Here is an 18,673-nt window from a genome sequence, read left to right as displayed (position 1 = left end):
CGATGCGCTCGCTACCGAGAGGGCTGCCGCGGTCTCCGTCCGGTCTGCGCTTCGCTCGGCGCACGGAGATTCGAACCTACCGAGCGCCGTGCGCGCGATCCAACGGGCGTTGGGGGACGCGCTGCCCCCGGGAGACGCCGCGCAAGTTCGGTTGGTGGGAGCCCCGGCGATCGGTGTCGCTGCGGGTCCACCACACCAGCCGCCCGTCCTCGCCTTCGCGCCGGTGATCACGATGCTCGCGAGTATTCCCGCCCCGGACGTGGATGGATCGGGCGCTGACTACTACACGGCCAGCTCTGGGCACGTCCAGTACCGAATAGCGAGTAGCCGGTTGCCTGGGTCGCGCGCCGTCCTGCTGGTCGCCATCCCGATGACGGATGCGACGTCGACCCTTCAGCGGCTGTTGACGGTGGAGGTCATCGGGGGAGTGGCTCTGCTGGCTCTGCTCGGCTTTCTCGCATTAGTGGTGGTTCGCCGGGGGCTGCGCCCCCTCGACGCGATCGCCGACACCGCGGCGGCCATCACCGCTGGTGCGCGTGGCAGCAGGATTGCCGGTGCCGAGGACGAGACCGAGATCGGGCGAGTCACCGCAGCCCTGAACCGGATGCTCGCCGAGAACGAGGCCGCGCTGGTCGCCAAGGAAGCTTCCGAATCCCGGCTGCGCCGATTCGTCGCGGACGCCTCGCACGAGCTGCGAACGCCACTCACCTCGATCCGCAGCTACGCCGACCTGCTCGAGACAGCGGCAGCCCACACCCCGGCGGAGCGAAGGGTCGCACTCGAACGGATCCAGGGCGAGTCCGTCCGAATGACCCGACTCGTCGAGGACCTTCTTCTTCTCGCTCGGCTCGACATGGGCCGGCCGTTACAGAAGGCGCGGGTCGACGTAGCGCTGCTCGCAGAGCACGCTGTCGCGGACGCGCGCACGGTCGCCCCCGGGCGAGCGATCGGCTTGTCGGCGCCGGGCCCGGTTCACGTCCGCGGCGACAACGACCGGCTACATCAAGTCATCGCGAATCTGCTCGCCAACGCGGTCGTCCACACCCCCTCCGTTGCACCGATCGACGTCGCTGTCCACGAGGACGGTCCGGTCGTGGTGATCAGCGTCCGTGACCATGGCTCCGGAATCGAACCTGTACATGGAGCGCACGTATTCGACCCGTTCTACCGGGTGCACCCTGCCCGGCCCCGGCAAGCCGGCGGCATCACCGGAGTCGGTCTGGGGCTGGCCATCGTGGCGGCGATCGTACGAGCGCATGGCGGTGATGTGCAGCTGGCCGCGCCACCCGGCGGCGGGGCCGAATTCATCGTCCGACTGCCCGCCGAGAACCCCTCGCCGGGACGCCGCCGCGACGCTCGAGAGCCCAGCGCGGCCCAGCGGGTGGGCGCCGGGTAGCAGTCGGCCAGCTACGCCGGCAGTGGCGGTCCGAACGGGCCCTTCTCGCCGCGTTCGCGGGCGCTGAGCCGCGGTGGCTCCGTCAGGCGGTTGTGGCCCCGGTGACAGCCACACGCTGCTCATCGACTTTGGCCGACCGGGGTTGGGTTGGCTGCGAAGGATCGACGCGCCTCTCCGACCGGCGGCGGGTCCGAGCCGCGGCCACCGCGGCCAGCACGACCACCTCCGATAACAACATCACCAGACGGCCGGCTACCGCCCCGGCCGAGAGTGGCCCGGTATTCGACAGCAAGCCGGCGAGCAGCGCCACGTAGGCGGCCTCGCGGGCACCAAGCCCGCCGGGAGCGGTGACCACGACGACGCCCGCGACCCACGCGATGAGCGAGACGCCGAAGACCTGGCCCGGCCGGGCCACGGGGCCGACGGCGACCTGCGCGGTCAACGCCATGGCGCCGTACGTCAGGAAACTCACGACATAGCAACCGATCGCGGCAACGATGGTCCCCGGCCCGAGCCCTAACCGTCGACTCAGCCCGGCGGTTCCGGCGAGGATCAGCATGCCACCGGCGGCAGCGACGACCCATGCCCGGCTTGCGGAGGCGGCTAGCACCGCGGAGCCTACGGTGCTAGCGACGCCGAGCGCGAGGACGCTCTCGGTCACGACCAGGGTTACGCCTTGCCCCAGCCGGGTCGTCGCGCCACGGGCCCGGGCAGCTGGCCCCCATACGGCGCCCGGAAGGTAGCGCAGCAACTGGGTGCGCACCCAGATCCACAGCGCCGCGCGAGGGCCGATCCAGCGATGGCTGAGCACTGCCCAGCCGCAACCCAGCGCTGTCCACGAGATGATGCCCAGGACCAGGCAAAGCGCGAGGTCTGCGGCACGCAGCCGTTCCGGGGAAAACCTCGTGGACGCCCGGTAGCCCACGTCGGCGAGCAGGGCCCCGCACAGGAGGTAGCCGCCGACGCGCAAGGACCTTTTCAGGGCTGGGTGCTCCCGCAGGGGGTCCGCCAGCATCTTTTGCAGGCCTATCCAGCGGTTGGACGTGTCCCCGCCCGGAGGTACCGGCCGGGGCATAGGTCTCCTTTCGCGGAATGCCCGACGCCGAGCTGGCTGGGCACCCTCTCTGCCTGAGCGTCTCATTGACGGGTCAGTGGCGTCCCCCCGGGGCGCGCCGCCCGGCGTGTTTCTCAACGAACTCTCAGCTTCCGTCTCCGCACGTGGTGCACGGGATGTGGCAACACCGTGCCCCGAGGTCCGCCAAAGATGGGCGCCGCGGTAACTTCCGGGGCCCTCGGTCGGGTTGACGCGCGGTTGTCAGCTGGTGACCCGCCACACCGTGAAGTCGAGCGGAATCGGGACCGCCTCGCCAGTCGGCCGCGCCACGTACGACTCGTTCCACACCGGGAGCCCAGTCTGGATGTGGCGGACCGCGGTCAGCGAGAGGCGCGCAAGCGGCGGCGGCGAGCTGGTGCCGTCCCAGATCACGAAGACCGGAGAGCCCGGCATGCCGGCCAGCACACTGCGCACGTAGCCGGCGTCGAGATGGGGATCATAGGGCAGCAGGGCGGAGTACTCGCCGCGCTCCAGCCATATCGCGCCGCCGAAGAGGTACTCCGGCTCTGTGCAACAGACCGTCGGGCCTTTCCACTGGAACAGGTAGACGCCGGTGCGGCCCTGCGCGGTGGATGCCAGCGCAGCGCTGACCGCGAGCGAGCCACCCTCTTCGTCGTGCATTCGCAGCGGCGCCGACTGCCACACGAAGACGACTAGGAGTCCCACCGCTGCGGCGATCGCCGGTAGGCGAAGCGGCGCCCGCCGCCGCAGCCGCCACCCCATTCCCGCGACGAGCGCGAGCGTGATCAGGATAAGGAAGCCGGGTAACACCTCGGGAACGTAGCGCCTGCCACCGGGCATGAGCCGAGACACGTTGTGCAGATCGTAGAGATATACGGGCGCGACCAGCAGGGCCGGGATGGCGATGAGCCACAGGGTCGCACGCCACCGCCTCAGCGCCAGTGACGCGAGTCCGGCGACCGCGAGCGCGATTCCGGGCAGCGTGAGGAATCGGGACAGGTTGCGGAGGTTCTCCTCGTTGTAGGTGGGCAATCGGGTGCCGCTGATCACGGTGTGCGTGACGTCGTACCACGGACGTAGGAAGCCCGCGGCAAGGAGTGCCACGGCGGTGACGCACACCACGGCACCGCCGCGGCGTTGCCAGTGCTTTCGATTGAGGCCTTCGGCGATCCAGTCGAGAGCCGGGCGCGCGGCCCAGCGAAACAGCACCGCTGCGGCGAACGCGCCGACCGTCCCTTCGATGAGGAGGTGCAAGGCGGGAACGCCGTTGCTGATGGTGTAGTCGTCGGCGCCGGCGTACGCCTGCCATAGCACGTGGGGCAAGGTGACACCGAGGCCCGCGACGAACCACCAGCAGCGACTGTCCCATCGGCGTAGCGCGACGAGGAGCGCCCCGATAAGGACCGCGATCGCCGCGAGTAGCACGATGTCGGCCCGCGCGAGCCAATCGACGCCGACGAGCAGTCCGGCCAGCCCGGCCGCCGGCGCCCAGCCGGTGTCCAGGGCGAGGGCGATTGCCAGCAGGGCGCTGACGATCAGCAACTGCGACAACATCTCGGCAGTTGGGTACTTGGCCTGCCAGACCTCGAGCATGTTCGTCGCCAGCAGCAGCCCCCCGACCGCAGATGCTGCCAGCCCCGCCCGATGGCGCACGGCCCGCCGGAGCAAAGCGGCAAACGCCATGACGGAGAGCACCCCCAGCGCAGGGGTTACCTCGACCTCGAGCCGCAGGCCGCCGACGTCGTAGGCCATGGCCAGCAGCGCGGGCCACAGATGGTAAAACTGCGGTATGACCGTGTGCGGGCCGGCCTGCCACACCGCCGGAAAGCGCGCACCAGGCGACTGGGTGACGATCCCCGGCACATGCTGGGCCAGAACGTCGGTGAACGAGTAGGAAGCGTGTCGGGCGAATGCCGCCCCAATCTCGATGTATCCGCCGGGGTCCTTGTCCGTGACCCCGTAGTGGAAGCCCGGGAAGAAGAAGAAAGCCCCCACCGCTCCGGCCACCACGGTGATGGCCAAGCCTGCGGGATCGGTGCGGATCGCCGGCCGATGCCACCGCCGCCACAGCAGAACAAGAAGCGCGGCGTAGCACGCCGCCGCAACGACGGCGACGTCGACCAGTGTGCCCACGTGGTTGTCCAGTAGGAGCAGGGCCATCCACGCGAACACGGCCACGGCCGCGATGCTTAGGCACAGGACGAGCTCCATAACCGTGACCGTGCGGTCCGGCTCGTTGACGCTCGCACGTGTGGCGCCGGGGCCGGCAGCCGACCGAACGGCTGATTGGCGACGGGGCATCGGGCGCGACTCTACGACACCGACCCTGCCGTGACCGGTGGGCCGTTGCCACTGCTTCCCGTGAATTCACTGTGAATCCGCGCCGCCCCAGGGTCTTCGGCGCTGGGCTTCCTTGCGCCACTCGAGAATTGGCTTCGGCACCCGACCCGGCCGGCGTGCTCGAGCGCCGCAAGCCAGCTCAGCGGCGACGGGCCGTCCGGCGCCAGGTGCCTGCCATGACCCGCGCGTACCGGTAGCCGTACACCAGGCTGGGGCCCTTCTTGCTGCGGCCCGACGCCCGGCGATGGATGACGGTGGGGACCTCGGCGAGGCGGTAGCCGGAAGCGAGAACCTCGAGCAGCAGTTCGGCGGCCTGGTACTGGGGCTGGCGCAGGGTGACCGCGGCGGTCACCTCGGCTCGCATGGCACGTAGCCCGTTGGAGGTGTCGGTCAGGTGCTGGCCGACTAGCCGGCTGGCCAGCGCGGCGAAGATGACCGTACCAATTCGCCGGGCCAGGGTGGGCGCGATCGAGCTGCCGAGCCGGCGCGAGCCGGTGACGAAGTCGGCCTGACCGGCCAGCAGTGGGGCGAGTACGACCGGCAGGTCAGAGGGACTGTATTGACCGTCGGCGTCGAGGGTAGCGATGTAGCTGGCACCGAGGTCGCGGGCGAGCCGGTAGCCCAACCGCAGCGCCACGCCTTGACCGTGGTTGCGTCCGAGCTCCCCCACCAACGCGTGATGGACGCGGGCCACGTCGGCGGTCCGGTCGGTTGATCCGTCATCCACCACTATGACGGTCGCCCGCAGGCCGACGACCGTCGCTGGTATGTCCGCCAGGACGGCGCCGATATTCGACTCCTCGTTGAAGGCCGCGATGACCACTGCCAACTCACAAGGTCCTGGCTGGGGATAGTCGGCGTGGAAGCGGGCGAGGGCTGTTTCCTCGTCGGGGGTCACGATTCGTGAGGCCGAAAGTCGGCCCACACGCCGGCCAACCCCTCGGCGAGATCGACCGACGGCCGATACCCGAGCGCGCGGGCCCGACCGATGTCAACCACGACCTGGCGCATCTCGCCGGGCCGGGACGGGCTGCCGGTGCGGGTGATCGCCCGGCCGCTTGCCTGTTCACACAGGTCGACCATGGTGTTGACCGACACCGAGTGGCCCGCCCCGACGAGGATCGGCCCGACGACGCGTTGCACCCACGCCAGGCGCACGGCCACCACGACGTCGTCTAGGTGGACGAAGTCGCGGACCTGCTCTCCGTCCCCGTAAATCTCGATCGGCGAACCGGACGCCGCGGCCCGCATCAGTCGCGGGACCAGGCTGTCCTTGGCCGTCATTCCCGGCCCGTACACGTTGGTCAGACGCAGCGACGTGGCGGCGAGGCCGTACCCGTTCGCATAGCCGGCGAGGAGCATCTCAGCGGCCGCCTTGCTGGCGCCGTACGGAGTCCGGGGCCGGAGCGGGCTTCGCTCGTCGATCAGCTCACCGTCGACCGCTCCTACGACCGCGTTGGTCGAGGTGAAAATGAGGCGCGGCACCTCGAGCGCTCGGCAGCGCTCGAGCAAGGCGGCGGTCATGGCCACGTTCGTCCGGTAGACGAGATCCGGTTCCTGCAAAGACTTGAGGACCGAGGTGCGGGCCGCGGTATGTACGACGCCAGTGGTGCCGGGTCGTACCGCGCGTTCCACCGCGCCGGGCTCGGTCAGGTCGCCGGGCACGCTCGGCAGATCCGGGTGGGCGTGTAGGTCCGCGACCGTGACCTCCGCGCCGCCATCACGAAACGCTCGGGCCAGTGCCCGGCCGATGAATCCCGCCCCCCCGGTCACGACGATGCGCTCACCGGACAGCCAGCTCACGGGCGGACCGCGAGGGTCGGGCTCGGGCAGGTCAGGGTCGCCGCCACAGCGAACGGCACGGGATCGCGTCGCGATTACAGCGGTGCACGTACTTCTCTGCTATCTCCGTGACCTCGCCGAGCAGCCCCTCTTCCAGCAGTAGCGGGGCCAGGCCGAGCTCGAGCAGGCCGTCGTTGACGACGTCCAGGTCGTTCTCGACGGCCTCCTGGCGTGGGTTGTCGACGAAGGCGATTTCGGCACCGGTGAGCCGTGACACCAATTTGGCGAGGTCGATGAGCCGATGCGTCTCCGTCATCTGATTGAGGATCCGCACCCGGGATCCGGCAGGCGGCGGGCTCGCGACGGCCAACTCGATGCAGCGGGCAGTGTCCCGGATGTGAATGAAGGCCCGGGTCTGGCCACCGGTCCCGTGAACGGTCAGGGGATACCCGATCGCGGCATGCATCAAGAAGCGATTCAAGACCGTCCCGTAGTCCCCGTCGTAGTCGAAGCGGTTGATCAGTCGTGCGTCCCGGCGGGTCTGCTCGGTCTGGGTGCCCCACACAATGCCCTGGTGAAGATCGGTGATCCGCACCCCGTCGTTCTTGGCGTAGTAGGCGAACGTCAACTGATCTTGCGTCTTGGTCAGGTGGTAGACGCTGCCGGGATCCGTCGGGTGCAGTACCTCCCGCTCCACCCACTGGCCGCCCGCACCGCGGACCCCGACGGTGAGGTACCCCTCCGGGATACGGGCACCGCCCGTGCCGTAGCCGTACACACCCATGGTTCCCAGATGCACCACGTGGGCGTCGAGGCCGACGTCAACGAGTGCGGCCAGCAGGTTGTGCGTGGCGTTTACGTTGTTCGAGACCGTGTAGCGCTTGTGCCAGCTCGACTTCATCGAGTAGGGCGCGGCGCGTTGCTCCGCGAAGTGCACCACCGTGTCCGGCCGCCAGGCGGTCAGCAGACCAGCCAGCCGTTCGTATTCCGTTGCCACGTCGATTCGGTCGAAGCCGATCTCCCGTCCCGTCAGCTCCCGCCACGCCGCCAGCCGGGTGCCCAACGGCGTGATCGGTGTGAGGCTCGACACCTCCAGTTCGATGTCCGCGACGCGGCGGGCGAAGTTGTCGACGATCCTGACCTCATGGCCACGCTCGGACAGGTGCAGCGCGGTCGGCCAACCGCAGAAGCCATCGCCGCCGAGCACGAGCACCCGCATCGGGGTTTACCTCCCTCGTCCGCGCCGACGCACGGCGGCGCTCAGGCCAGCTGTTAGACGCAGCCGCCGCACAGAGATATAGCAGACGCGGCTCACGACTACCGGTCGTTATCGCTGTGAAAACACTGGGAATGCATGACCTTTGCACGTGCGGTGTCTGCCGCCACCGACGAGCCCTCAGGGTGACCGTCGCCTACTCCAATCCGGATCACCGCGATCCCCAGCCACGATGAGTCCGGCGACCCTGTGCTTCATCTTGTGCGGCGTGGCGCCGTCGTACCGGTTCAGGGGCTCAGTTACGCGCGCGGGGCCATTCCGTTGCCTCCCGGTTGACGACGAGCCACCACGCCCGGTTCGCCATCTCCGCCATCTGCGGGGTCGCCTCGACCACCGCTGACCGGCCGGCCTACTCGGTAGAGACGTCGTCGAATTCCGCGCGCAGGTCGGCCACGCCGCTGGCGAGCGACCGGCCGGTGACGAAGGCGAGGATCTGCGGGCCCACCGCGAGTTGCACGGTTTCCCCGGAGCGCTCCTTCCGGTCGGCCAGGCTGACCTGGAACGAGTAGGTCCCGGTGACCAGGGTCGGGCGGAACCGGATCCGGCACTCGCGCTCCTCGCCGGCCGCCAGGGCGGGCATCGGATGCTCGTACCCGCTGTCGCTGTACACGCGGGTGCCGTTCTCCGCGCCCACGTACAACCCGAGGAACGGTCGTTCGATCGGTTGGAGCGCCCGGACCCGCAGCCGGATCGTCACCTCCGCGTCGGAGGCCACGATCGTCGTCGGTTTCCCGTCGGCGTCGATCAGCTCGACGTTGCCGATGGCCGCCCGGCCGCCGACCGCCCGGCCGCCCCAGGACATCTCGCTACCCTCCGGGTCCCGGTTCTCGGCGATCAACCGGTGGAATGCGGACACGGCCTCCGCGGGGGCGCCGTCGAAGACCTGCCGGCCGGATTCGAGGACCACCACCCGGTCGCACATGTTGCGGACGGCGTTCAGGTTGTGGCTGACGAGGACCACGGTCGCGCCGCGGTCGCGGGCCTGGCGCATCCGGTCCACACACTTCATCTGGAAGCCCAGATCCCCGACCGCCAGCACCTCGTCGATGAGCAGGACGTCGGGGTCGACGCACACCGCCACCGAGAAGCCGAGCCGGACGAACATGCCGGACGAGTAGAACTTGACCGGCGTATCGATGAAGTTCTCGATCTCCGCGAAGGCCACGATCTCGTCGAAGCGCCGCGCGATCTCCGGACGGGTCAGCCCGAGGATGCTGCCGTTGATGAAGACGTTCTCCCGCCCGGTCAGCTCCGGATGGAACCCGACCCCCACCGCGATCAGCGGCGCGATCCGGCCACGGACCCGGAGCCGCCCTTCGGTGGGGCCCGTGACCCCGCAAAGAAGCTGGAGCAGGGTCGACTTGCCGGACCCGTTACGGCCGATCACCCCGAGGGCCAGCCCCGGCTCAACGACCAGGTCGACACCACGGACCGCCCACAGGGTGCCGCGCCGGGTCCGCCGGCCGAGCCCGCGCGCGGCTGAAACCAGGGTCGGCGTGTCCCGGTACTGGACGTAGCGTTTGCCCAAAGCGCTGAGCTGGATCGCCGGCTCGGTCACAGCAGATCCGAGAACAGCCGGTCGTAGCGGCTGTGCAGCGCGAGCGCCACCGCACCGGTGCCGACGATCCACGCGCAGCAGCCGATAACCGAGCTCGTGGTGTGCGGATCGGCGCCGATCGTGGCCGCTCGGATCAGCTCGACAACGCCGGTCACCGGATTGATCCGGTCGATCAGCGTCAGGTGCCCGGCCAACTGGAGCGGATAGAAGATCGGCGTCAGGTAGAACAGGAGCAACATCCCCGCCTGCACGAGGTAGCGGATGTCGCGGAAGTACACGTGCAGCGCGGAGAGCAGCAGCGACAGCGTCAAGGTGAGGGCGAGCAGCAGGGCGACCGCCGGGATCAGCAGCGCCGTTCGCGGACCGAGGCCGATCCCGGACACCAGGCAGGCGAACAGCAGGATGACACTGTTCACGATGACGACGTAGACATTGGCTGCAACCAGTGCCACGGGGAGCACCAGACGGGGGAAATAGACCTTGCTCGACAGCTGGGAGCCGTCGACGATGGCGGTCGCCCCGATGGGGAGGGTCGCCGAGAAGAACCCCCAGGCGGTCATCCCGGCGAAGACGAAGACGAAGAAATGCGGCTGATGAAGCCGCACGATCCTGGAGAACAGGATCGCCAGCACTACGGCCTGAAGCAAAGGCAAGGCGATCGCCCAGAGGCTGCCGAGCGCGGCCCGTCGGTAGCGCACCACGAACTCCCGGCGAGCCAGCAACAGCACCACCGAGCGGATCCGCCAAGCGTCCGCGAGCAGCTCGTGGACCGGGGTGCGCCGGCCGGCGAGATCCAACAGCGCGGTGCCGGGGCCGACCTCGTCGGTCACGTCACCCCTCCCGGCCCCGGGTGGGAGCCCCGATGCTCCCGCAGCCTAACCCCCGCCAGGAACCCCTCGAAACGGCGTGACCAGCCGCGAGTGTGCAATTTCCGACGCCCCTTGCCGGCGGTCAAGCGTGGGCCCGTGTCGGAAATTGCACACTCGGCGCCCGGCGGCCTATCCCGCCTCCCAGCCCCGCGTAGCCTGACCCCGTGATGGGGGGTCGCGCCCGATGCGTGTGCTCGCGCTGACCAACCTGTATCCGCCGCATTTCTACGGCGGATACGAGCTCACCTGCCGGGACGTCCTCGAACGCTGGCGGGCGCGCGGGCACCAGGTAGGCGTCCTCACCTCCCGGCTTCCGGGGGCCGTGGACGCACCGGAGGACCGGAACGTGTGGCGCCGGCTGCGCCCCTACTGGGACTGGGAGGCGGCGTCCGAGCGGCGGGGTTCCGCGCTCGCGAGCCTGCTTGCCGAGACCGCGAACCGCCGGCATCTTCGGCGCGCGATCCGCCGGATGGCGCCGGACGTCGTATCGGTGTGGCACCTGGGCGGTCTGTCCATCGGGCTGCTGAACACGGTCGAGGGCCTCGGGCTGCCGATGGGCCTTGTCGTAGGTGACGACTGGCTGTGCTACCTGCCAGGTCTCGTTCCGTGGCAGGCGCACGCCCGCCGTTCCCGGCTCTGGCGCCTCGCCGGTCGGGCGGCGGGACTCCCGACCGGGCCGCCGACCCTGCACGGGTCGGTTGCCGCCTTCGTGAGCTCGTTCACCGCGGCGCGGACGGCTGCCTGCTGGCCCGACCTGGCCGGGCGGGTCGTGCCCCCAGGCATCGACCCGGTCGACTTCCCCGCCGGTGGCCCGTCGGCGTCGCCGCGGCGCGCGTGGACGGGGCGGCTGCTCTACGTCGGCCGCGTCGACCCGGCGAAGGGCGCGCACACCGCGGTCGCGGCCATGCGCCACCTGCCGGCGGACCACACCCTCACCATCATCGGCGGTGGCCACAGCCAGCACCGTGCGGACCTGGCGGCATACGCGCGGGATCTCGGGCTCGGCGAACGGGTGCAGTTCGACCGGTGTCCGCGCGGGGAACTGCGGGGCCGCTACCTCGCCGCCGATGTGGTGGTTTTTCCGAGCGAATGGGACGAGCCATTCGGGCTGGTTCCGCTGGAGGCGATGGCCTGCGGCCGGCCGGTCGTCGCGACCGCGCGTGGTGGCTCGGCCGAGTACCTGCGCGACGGCGACAACTGCGTCGTGTTCCCGGCCGGGGACGCGCAGGCGCTCGCCGACGCGGTGCGCCGGCTCGCGGCTGACGATGCTCTGCGCAACCGGGTGGTCGCCGCGGGCCGCACGACTGCTGCCCGGTACACGGTCGACCGGTACGCCGACGAGCTGGAGTCCCTGCACGAGGAGGTCCTGGCGGCGCGGCCGGGTGGCCCCGGTGGTTCGATGCACCGCGGAGGTGGTTGACCAGATGCCCAGCCGGTCGTGGCGGTGGCGCGGCTATCGAATGTCGGTGGAGCTGCGGCGCGCGGATGCCGTAGCCGGCGGGGCTCTCGAGCCACCCGGGCTGCCGGGCGGCGTCACCTTCGCCGACCCGCTGCCCGACCTGCACGTGCGGGCCCGGGATCCGGCCGCAGCGGTGGCGTTCGTGAACCTGTCGCCCGCGGGCCGACCGGCCGCCCCGGGCAGCGGAGCGCTGGCCCGCCGCGTCGCCTCGAGATCCTGGTACCACACGATCGACCTGCCGGGGGATGTGACCACACCGGGCCAGTTCGACCACCGGTCGGTCGTCGCCCGGTACGGCCTGCCGGAAGACATGGCCGGCCTGACCGCCCTCGACGTCGCCACCTTCGACGGGTTCTGGGCCTTCGAAATGGAGCGCCGCGGGGCCCGGACCACCGCGCTCGACCTGCCCAGCGTGGCCGGGCTCGACTTCCCGCCCGAGGCTCGTCCAGCGCTCCCCGCCGAGGTTCACCAGACGTCGCTGGGCACCGGCTTCCGGATCGCCCACGACGCGCTCGGGTCGTCGGTTCGCCGGGTCGAAGGCAGCGTCTACGACCTGGATCCCGGGCGGGTCGGCCGGTTCGACTTCGTTCATGTGGCCGATCTGCTGTTGCACCTCGAACGGCCGCTGGAGGCGCTGCGTCGGATCCGCTCGGTCACCGCCGGCCGCGCCCTGATCTCGGACGCGGTGACCCTTGACCTCCCGCCCGGACCGGCCGGGCCGACGACCCAGTACCTCGGCGGATGGCATGACGTGGTCTGGTGGCTGCCGTCGCTCGAGGTGCTCGCCCAGATGGTGATCGACGCCGGTTTCCGAACGGTCAGGCTGCACACGGCGTACAAGCTGGCCAAGACCGACCAGGTGGAAGGCCTCTGGCGGGCCGTCCTGCTCGCCGAGGTGTGACCTTGCAGGCGGCGGCCGGCGGCGGCCGGCGGCGACCCTGGGGCCGCCGGACCGTACCCTCCCTAGGTGCCCACCTCGTCCGGCGCCCCGAACATCGTGCTGGTGGTCTTCGACACCGCCCGGGCCGACGCGTTCACGCCCTACGGGGCGGCTCCCGACGTGACCCCGGTGATCGACTCCGTCGCGCGCGACGGGCAGGCCGTCGAGCAGGCGTTCTCGGTCGCGAACTGGACGTTGCCGTCGCACATGTCGATGCTCACCGGGCTGATGCCCAGGCGGTTGGGGCTGGGCCACCGGCTGAGTCACGCCCCAGAGGGCCCGATGTCGGTGTCCACCCAGGCGCTGCGGACGGTCGGCCGCCGGTACCTGCCGGTCGCGCTCCAGGCCGCCGGGTATCAGACGATGGCCGCGTCCGCGAGCGTCTGGGTGGGCGAGCTGTCCGGATTCGACCTCGGGATTTCGCGGTTCGTCACCGTGCGCTCCCAGCGCAACCATCTGGTGGCGGGCGCCGGTCTGCGCCGGTCGTTCGCCTACCTGTCGGATGCGATCCGGGCGGAGGTCGACGATGGCCTGACCGCCGTGGAGGGCGCGGTTCGCGGCATGCTCGCCGATGCCGACCCGCGCCGGCCTTTTTTCTTGTTCGTCAACGTCTTCGAATGCCACTCGCCGTTCCTGCCGCCGCGTCCGTACAACGACCTCGGCCCGTGGTCCCGCGCCCTCGCCGGCTGGGACGCCCGCCGCCACCTGACCCTGGAGGGGGTCTTCAAGGCCTGCGTGACCGGGCGTGGGCCATCGCCGCGCTCGCTGGCCCGGATGCGCCACCTCTACCTGCGTTCGGTGCGTTCCATGGACGACTGGCTCGGCCGGCTGCTGGACACGCTGACCGAGGGTGGACGCCTCGACGACACGCTGCTCGTCGTCACCAGTGATCACGGTGAGAACTTCGGCGAGGGTGGCCTGATCGGGCATGCCGTCTCGTTGGACGATCGGCTGACGCACGTCCCGCTCGTCCTGCGGGGCGCACCCGAGGTGCCGGCCAGTCCGTTCAGCCTCGCCAGCCTGCCCGGGTTCCTCGCCGCGGCCGCCGGTTTGGACGATGCGGTGTGGCGGGAGGAGGCGGTGCCGGAGGGTGTCGCCGTCGCCCAGCTCGACGGGTTCGCCGACGCCGACGACCCGCGGATCGGGGTCGCGGCCGACGCGTGGGGGCTGTCGGAGGCTGCGGTGGTTCGGCTCACTCGCTCGCTGACCGCAGCCCGGGACGACCGGGTCAAACTGGTCCGTCACCCGGGCGGGGAGGACGTCTACGACCTCGAGTCGGATCCCCAGGAGCTGGCCCCGCTGGACGCGGCGGGGGTGCTTCCGGCGGAGCTGTCGCAGCGGTTGCCACGGCTGCGGGCCGCCCTCGATCACCCGGCCGTGGCCACCCTGACCGACGTCATCGAAGACCCCGGCTCGGTCGGGGGGAACCGGGAGGATCTGCACGCCTCGATGCGGATGCTCGGCTACATGTAGCCCGTCGCCGGCTCAGCGCGGGACCGGCTCAGCGCGGGACTGGCCTTCAGCGTGGGACCTGGCCTTCGACGAACGGAACCTCGATCACCTTCTCGTGGGCGATCGGCCCGTGCCCGAAGAACCCGTCCTCGCCGAACAGTTCCCCGTGATCGCTGGTTACGACCAGCCAGGTGTCGTCCGGGACCATGTCGATCAGCCGCTCCACCACGGTGTCCACGGACCGCACCACCTCGATCTGGCGGTCCTGAAGCGCGCGCAACTCGGCGCGGTCGAACGGCAACCCCTGGCGCCCTTGGCTCGGCGCGGCGCCCAGGTCACGCAACGCGCCGTGCAGGCCGGAGATCCGGGGCCAACTGTCCGGCGGCTCGTCCGGCGGGGCGTAGGGGTAGTGGGTCTCCCCGGTGTTCACCAGGTGGAAGCTCGGCCCCCGGTCGAATCGCATCCGCGGCAGGATCGTTGCCAGGTCGTTGTGGCGGGGCATCAGCTCGTAGCTGTCGAAATCCCGGTTCAGGGGGGTGTCCGGATTGAGCACCGGCATGGAGACGTAGGCGTGCGTGCGGTAGCCCAGGGTGCTCCGCAGGAAATGCGGGAGCCACAGCTGCGGCAGGAAGCGGGGGAAGTCGATGCCGGTGACGCCGAGTCGCTGGCCGTACCGGGCGAAGTCCCGTTGGTAGTAATCGCTCGCGACGACTCCCGTCGGCGACGTGTGAGGCAGTAGACCCATCAACATGTTGAAGTGCGACGGCGCGGTCCAGGAGGCGTAGCTGTATCGCCGTTCGACCGCCCCGATCCGCGACAGCGCCACCGGGGCGGCGGCGACCCACGAGTCGTAGCGAAGGCTGTCGAGCACCAGGACCACGAGGTGCTGCGCGCCCGGTGGCGGCTCCGGCCGTCCGGCGGCTTCCGGCGGCCCTGGCCGTTGCTGCGGTCGGCTGCGTCTCACCGGTCGGCCCGGGTAGCGTCCGGTATATGCCGCCGCTCGTCGATGTCGCCGTCGTGACCTGGAACACCCGCGAGCTGACGACCCGGCTGCTGCGCCGCCTGGTTAACAGTGACCAAGGCGTCCCCTTCCGGGTCGTGGTTCACGACAACGCTTCCACCGACGGCACCGTCGCGGCTCTCCGCCAGGCCCTACCCGAGGTGGAGGTGAGCGCGGGTGCCACCAACCTCGGGTTCGCCGGCGGCGTCAACACCGTACTGGCCCGATGCCGCGCGCCTTTCCTGTTCCCGTTGAACAGTGACGCCTGCCCGCGTCCCGGCACGCTGGGCCGCCTCGTGGCCGCCGCGGCGGCCCACGAGCGGGTGGCGGCGGTCGCGCCCCGCCTGGTCCGCCCCGATGGGGGGCTCGAGCATTCGACCTACCCGTTCCCGTCGCTCGCCATCGCCGGTCTCTACGCCTCCGGTCTGCGCGAGCGGTTGCCACAGCGGTGGGCGGACCGGCTGTGCCTCGAGGGCTCGTGGCACCACGATCGGCCCCGAACGGTCGACTGGGCGTTCGGTGCGGCGCTGCTCATCCCGCGGTCCACGCTCGACGCGGTGGGTGGGTTCGACGACTCACTGTTCATGTACGCGGAGGATGTCGACTGGTGCTGGCGCGCCCGTCGGCACGGATACCGGGTCTGGTTCGAGCCGGGCGCCGTCGTCGAGCATGTGGGGAACGCGTCCGGGGCCCAGGCCTACGGGACCTCCCGCCGGCGCCACGTCATGGTCAATACCCAGCGGGTGTACCGCCGATACCGCGGCGCCGTGTCGGCGGAAATGTTCCGACGCCTCAATGTTCGGATCGCCCGGCGGGTCGCCGACCAGGCCCGGAACCGCGGGGACCTTCAACTAGCCGACGAGTGGTGGGCCATCGCCAGCGAGTACCGCGCTCTGGGCCGAACGATCCCCACCTGACCGGCGGGTCTGCTGCCTAGACTGCGCGGCAACGATGACCTACTTCCTCGACCGAACCCGCCTGCTCGAGCTGGCGGCGTCCACGGCCGCTGCCTATGCGGCGGCCGCCCCGTTCCCGCACGCTGTCTTCGATTCCTTCCTGTCTGCCGACGTGCTCGATCGGGTCCTGGACGAGTTCCCCAGCCCCGACCGGGACGACTGGTGGCGCTTCGACGGCGAACACGAGCGCAAGTTGGCGTCCCGCGACGAGTCGGCGATGGGACCGGTCACGCGGCAACTCCTCCACGAACTCAACGCCGCGACCATGCTCGATTTCCTCGGCGCGCTCACCGGCATCGGCGGACTGGTCCCGGATCCGCACCTGCACGGCGGCGGCCTGCACCAGATCCAAGCCGGGGGGTTCCTCGAGGTGCACGCCGACTTCAACCTGCACCCGCTCACCCGGCTGCAACGTCGCCTCAATCTTCTGATCTACCTGAACCATGACTGGGATCCCGCCTTCGGCGGCGCACTGGAACTGTGGGGGAGCCCGGCGTCCGGACCGCAGGTCCTCATCGAGCCGAAGTTCAACCGGGCGGTCGTTTTCTCCACCACCTCGCGCTCCTTCCACGGTCACCCGCGACCGCTCGCCTGCCCGCCGGACCGCGCCCGCCGCTCGCTCGCGATGTACTACTACTCGCTGCCCGACCGCACCGTCCGCGCGCACAACACGCTCTTCCGGGGGGACGCCGCACCGGCGGGATCCGGTGTGGCCCGCGCCGTGCGGCGGCGGCTGAACCGATTCACCGGTGCCCGATGATCCGCCGCTTGACCCGCCGCTTCGGCCGCCGCCCGGTGGCCCCCCCCGACGCGAGCGCGGGGGCGGACCGCACCAGCACCACCGGGTGTTACGTCTGGGCCCGGGACCGCTGGCCGCGGAGCCGTCCCGCGTATCTGTGGGGGGTCCTGCACGCCGCCCGGCTGGCGAGTGCCCTCGGACTCGCGTCGGTGAGTGCGGTCGAGTTCGGCGTCGCCGGGGGCAACGGCCTGATCGCCCTCGAGTGGGCGGCGGACGCGGCGGAGAGGCTGTTCCCGGTGCGAGTCGACGTGTTCGGCTTCGACATCGGGACCGGCATGCCGCCACCGCAGGATGCCCGGGACCTGCCCTGGGCCATCGAGCCGGGAATCCTCCCGATGGACGAGCCGGAGCTCCGGGCCCGCCTGCGCCGGGCGGAGTTGGTCATCGGCCGGGTCGAGGACACCCTCGGCGGGTGGCTGTCCCGCGAACCGCCGCCGGTGGGTTTCGCCGCCTTCGACCTGGATCTGTACACCGCCACCCGGGCCGCGTTGACCGTTTTCGAGGCACCCGCCGAGCGGCTGTTGCCCCGAGTCGCGTGCTATTTCGACGACATCTTCGGCTACGGCTGGAGCGATTTCGCCGGGGAACGGGCCGCGATCATCGACTTTAACGACACCCACGGGCATCGCAAGATCGGTCCCCTGCACGGCCTCAAATACGAGCTCCCCGCTGAGGAATACCACCGGGCGTGGCCCGAGCAGATCTACCTTGCGCACATCTTCGACTCGGCGCGGTACTCGACCCTCGAGGCCACCCTGCCCGAGGCCTGGCGGGCCGCCCACCGCCTCCTGCCACCGGAGGCGCAGTGACGGTCAGCGGTTCCGACGTCTGCGTCGTCATTCCCACCCGCGACCGCTGGGACATCCTGCGCGTGACGCTGTCGGCGCTCGGGCGGCAGGACACCACCGGCTTCGAGGTCGTCGTCGTGGTGGACGGCACCGACCAGGTTGTCCCCGATCTTTCGGCCAGCGCCCGGGGACTGGCGCTGCGCACCGTCCAACAGGAGCGCACCGGGCCGGGCGGGGCGCGCAACGTCGGCGCGGCGGTGACCAGCCGGTCGCTGCTCCTGCTGCTTGGCGACGACATGGTCCCGACGCGTTCGCTGGTGGGCCGTCACTTGGACGGGCACCGGGCGGACACGGGCGAGGAGGTTGCCGTTCTCGGTCATGTGGAGTGGCACCGCGCGGTACGTCGGACCGGCTTGATCCGCTGGATCGACCGATCCCTGACCCAATTCGACTTCGGCATCACGGACGGGGCGGAGGCCGGCTGGGGCCGGTTCTACTCCTGCAACGTCTCACTCAAACGCACGTTCTTCGAGGCGGCCGGCGGGTTCGATCCGCAGTTCCGCTTCGACTACGAAGATCTGGACCTGGGCTTCCGGTTGGCCGAGCGAGGGCTGCGGATCCGCTACGACCGGTCCGCGCTGGTGCACCACCTGCACCCCTACCGGCTGGACCGACTGCGGGACCGTTACCGCAGCCGCGGTGAAGCCGAATGGTTGATGGCGAAAAAGCACGACTGGTTCCGGCCCTTCTTCGGCGACCTCCTCCGCGACGCCGCGGGTCGACCGCCGACCGGCCGGTGGTGGCCGGCGCTCGCCGCCGCAACACCGGAGACCCTGCTCCGGCGGCGGGGGCCGGTGGCCGGCCGGATCCGCACCGGGGCCGACCTGTGGTACCGCCAGCAGGTCGCTGCCGCCTACCGGGCGGGCTGGGAGTCGGCCGAGGCAGCGGCAAACCGCATCGGCTGAGCGCATCGGCTGAGCGCA

The 18,673-nt window shown here is 70.5% G+C and carries 16 protein-coding genes; 8 read left to right on the top strand and 8 right to left on the bottom strand.

Features of this window, described 5'->3' with window-relative positions:
* The first annotated feature begins 88 nt into the window (after positions 1–88).
* Complete coding sequence (locus VNG13_02085; GenBank protein HVA59309.1) at positions 89–1,396, top strand: HAMP domain-containing sensor histidine kinase; 1,308 nt, start codon at positions 89–91, stop codon at positions 1,394–1,396.
* A gap of 82 nt (positions 1,397–1,478) precedes the next feature.
* Here VNG13_02085 and VNG13_02080 read toward each other — a convergent pair whose 3' ends face one another.
* The 7 genes from VNG13_02080 to VNG13_02050 form a co-directional block, all read right to left on the bottom strand.
* Positions 1,479–2,471: a hypothetical protein gene (locus tag VNG13_02080; protein ID HVA59308.1), complete on the bottom strand. Its 993-nt coding sequence runs from the start codon at positions 2,469–2,471 to the stop codon at positions 1,479–1,481.
* A gap of 240 nt (positions 2,472–2,711) precedes the next feature.
* Positions 2,712–4,682: a hypothetical protein gene (locus VNG13_02075; protein ID HVA59307.1), complete on the bottom strand. Its 1,971-nt coding sequence runs from the start codon at positions 4,680–4,682 to the stop codon at positions 2,712–2,714.
* A gap of 268 nt (positions 4,683–4,950) precedes the next feature.
* Complete coding sequence (locus VNG13_02070) at positions 4,951–5,709, bottom strand: glycosyltransferase family 2 protein (protein HVA59306.1); 759 nt, start codon at positions 5,707–5,709, stop codon at positions 4,951–4,953.
* Entirely contained in the window at positions 5,706–6,614 is a 909-nt protein-coding gene (locus tag VNG13_02065) for an NAD-dependent epimerase/dehydratase family protein (GenBank protein HVA59305.1), read from the bottom strand. Before VNG13_02065 ends, VNG13_02070 begins: the two co-directional genes overlap by 4 nt.
* A 31-nt stretch (positions 6,615–6,645) precedes the next feature.
* Positions 6,646–7,812: an NAD-dependent epimerase/dehydratase family protein gene (locus tag VNG13_02060; GenBank protein ID HVA59304.1), complete on the bottom strand. Its 1,167-nt coding sequence runs from the start codon at positions 7,810–7,812 to the stop codon at positions 6,646–6,648.
* Between the two features lie 406 nt (positions 7,813–8,218).
* On the bottom strand, positions 8,219–9,427 hold the full coding sequence (locus tag VNG13_02055; GenBank protein ID HVA59303.1) for an ABC transporter ATP-binding protein: 1,209 nt from the start codon (positions 9,425–9,427) through the stop codon (positions 8,219–8,221).
* Complete coding sequence (locus VNG13_02050; GenBank protein ID HVA59302.1) at positions 9,424–10,257, bottom strand: ABC transporter permease; 834 nt, start codon at positions 10,255–10,257, stop codon at positions 9,424–9,426. Before VNG13_02050 ends, VNG13_02055 begins: the two co-directional genes overlap by 4 nt.
* 223 nt (positions 10,258–10,480) lie before the next feature.
* Here VNG13_02050 and VNG13_02045 point away from each other — a divergent pair, with 223 nt between their 5' ends.
* From VNG13_02045 to VNG13_02035, 3 genes are all read left to right on the top strand, one after another.
* Positions 10,481–11,716: a glycosyltransferase family 4 protein gene (locus VNG13_02045; GenBank protein ID HVA59301.1), complete on the top strand. Its 1,236-nt coding sequence runs from the start codon at positions 10,481–10,483 to the stop codon at positions 11,714–11,716.
* A gap of 4 nt (positions 11,717–11,720) precedes the next feature.
* Positions 11,721–12,656, top strand: coding sequence for a hypothetical protein (locus VNG13_02040; protein HVA59300.1), 936 nt, complete (start codon positions 11,721–11,723; stop codon positions 12,654–12,656).
* Positions 12,657–12,722: 66 nt separating this feature from the next.
* Positions 12,723–14,168: a sulfatase-like hydrolase/transferase gene (locus VNG13_02035; GenBank protein HVA59299.1), complete on the top strand. Its 1,446-nt coding sequence runs from the start codon at positions 12,723–12,725 to the stop codon at positions 14,166–14,168.
* Positions 14,169–14,214: 46 nt separating this feature from the next.
* Here VNG13_02035 and VNG13_02030 read toward each other — a convergent pair whose 3' ends face one another.
* Positions 14,215–15,111: a sulfatase-like hydrolase/transferase gene (locus VNG13_02030; protein HVA59298.1), complete on the bottom strand. Its 897-nt coding sequence runs from the start codon at positions 15,109–15,111 to the stop codon at positions 14,215–14,217.
* 26 nt (positions 15,112–15,137) lie between these two features.
* On the opposite strand from VNG13_02030, the gene VNG13_02025 reads away from it, so the two are divergent.
* Genes VNG13_02025 through VNG13_02010 form a run of 4 tightly spaced genes read left to right on the top strand, consistent with a single transcriptional unit; the run spans position 15,138 to position 18,655 of the window.
* Complete coding sequence (locus tag VNG13_02025; GenBank protein HVA59297.1) at positions 15,138–16,064, top strand: glycosyltransferase family 2 protein; 927 nt, start codon at positions 15,138–15,140, stop codon at positions 16,062–16,064.
* A 34-nt stretch (positions 16,065–16,098) separates the two neighbouring features.
* Positions 16,099–16,863: a 2OG-Fe(II) oxygenase gene (locus VNG13_02020; GenBank protein HVA59296.1), complete on the top strand. Its 765-nt coding sequence runs from the start codon at positions 16,099–16,101 to the stop codon at positions 16,861–16,863.
* A gap of 8 nt (positions 16,864–16,871) precedes the next feature.
* Positions 16,872–17,711: a hypothetical protein gene (locus VNG13_02015; protein HVA59295.1), complete on the top strand. Its 840-nt coding sequence runs from the start codon at positions 16,872–16,874 to the stop codon at positions 17,709–17,711.
* On the top strand, positions 17,708–18,655 hold the full coding sequence (locus tag VNG13_02010) for a glycosyltransferase (GenBank protein ID HVA59294.1): 948 nt from the start codon (positions 17,708–17,710) through the stop codon (positions 18,653–18,655). The genes VNG13_02015 and VNG13_02010 overlap by 4 nt, the downstream gene beginning before the upstream one ends.
* The last annotated feature ends 18 nt before the right edge of the window (positions 18,656–18,673 follow it).

This window comes from Mycobacteriales bacterium (genome assembly GCA_035533475.1).
GTDB lineage: Bacteria > Actinomycetota > Actinomycetes > DATLTS01 > DATLTS01 > DATLTS01.
Note: the sequence above shows the minus strand (reverse complement) of the source record. Positions and strands in the feature narration are given on the sequence as shown.

Excerpts from the sequence above, each read along its gene's own strand:
- VNG13_02080 (HVA59308.1), bottom strand. The coding sequence starts at position 2,471 with ATGCCCCGGCCGGTACCTCCGGGCGGGGACACGTCCAACCGCTGGATA.
- VNG13_02075 (HVA59307.1), bottom strand. The coding sequence starts at position 4,682 with ATGGAGCTCGTCCTGTGCCTAAGCATCGCGGCCGTGGCCGTGTTCGCG.
- VNG13_02060 (HVA59304.1), bottom strand. The coding sequence starts at position 7,812 with ATGCGGGTGCTCGTGCTCGGCGGCGATGGCTTCTGCGGTTGGCCGACC.
- VNG13_02045 (HVA59301.1), top strand. The coding sequence starts at position 10,481 with ATGCGTGTGCTCGCGCTGACCAACCTGTATCCGCCGCATTTCTACGGC.
- VNG13_02040 (HVA59300.1), top strand. The coding sequence starts at position 11,721 with ATGCCCAGCCGGTCGTGGCGGTGGCGCGGCTATCGAATGTCGGTGGAG.
- VNG13_02025 (HVA59297.1), top strand. The coding sequence starts at position 15,138 with ATGCCGCCGCTCGTCGATGTCGCCGTCGTGACCTGGAACACCCGCGAG.
- VNG13_02020 (HVA59296.1), top strand. The coding sequence starts at position 16,099 with ATGACCTACTTCCTCGACCGAACCCGCCTGCTCGAGCTGGCGGCGTCC.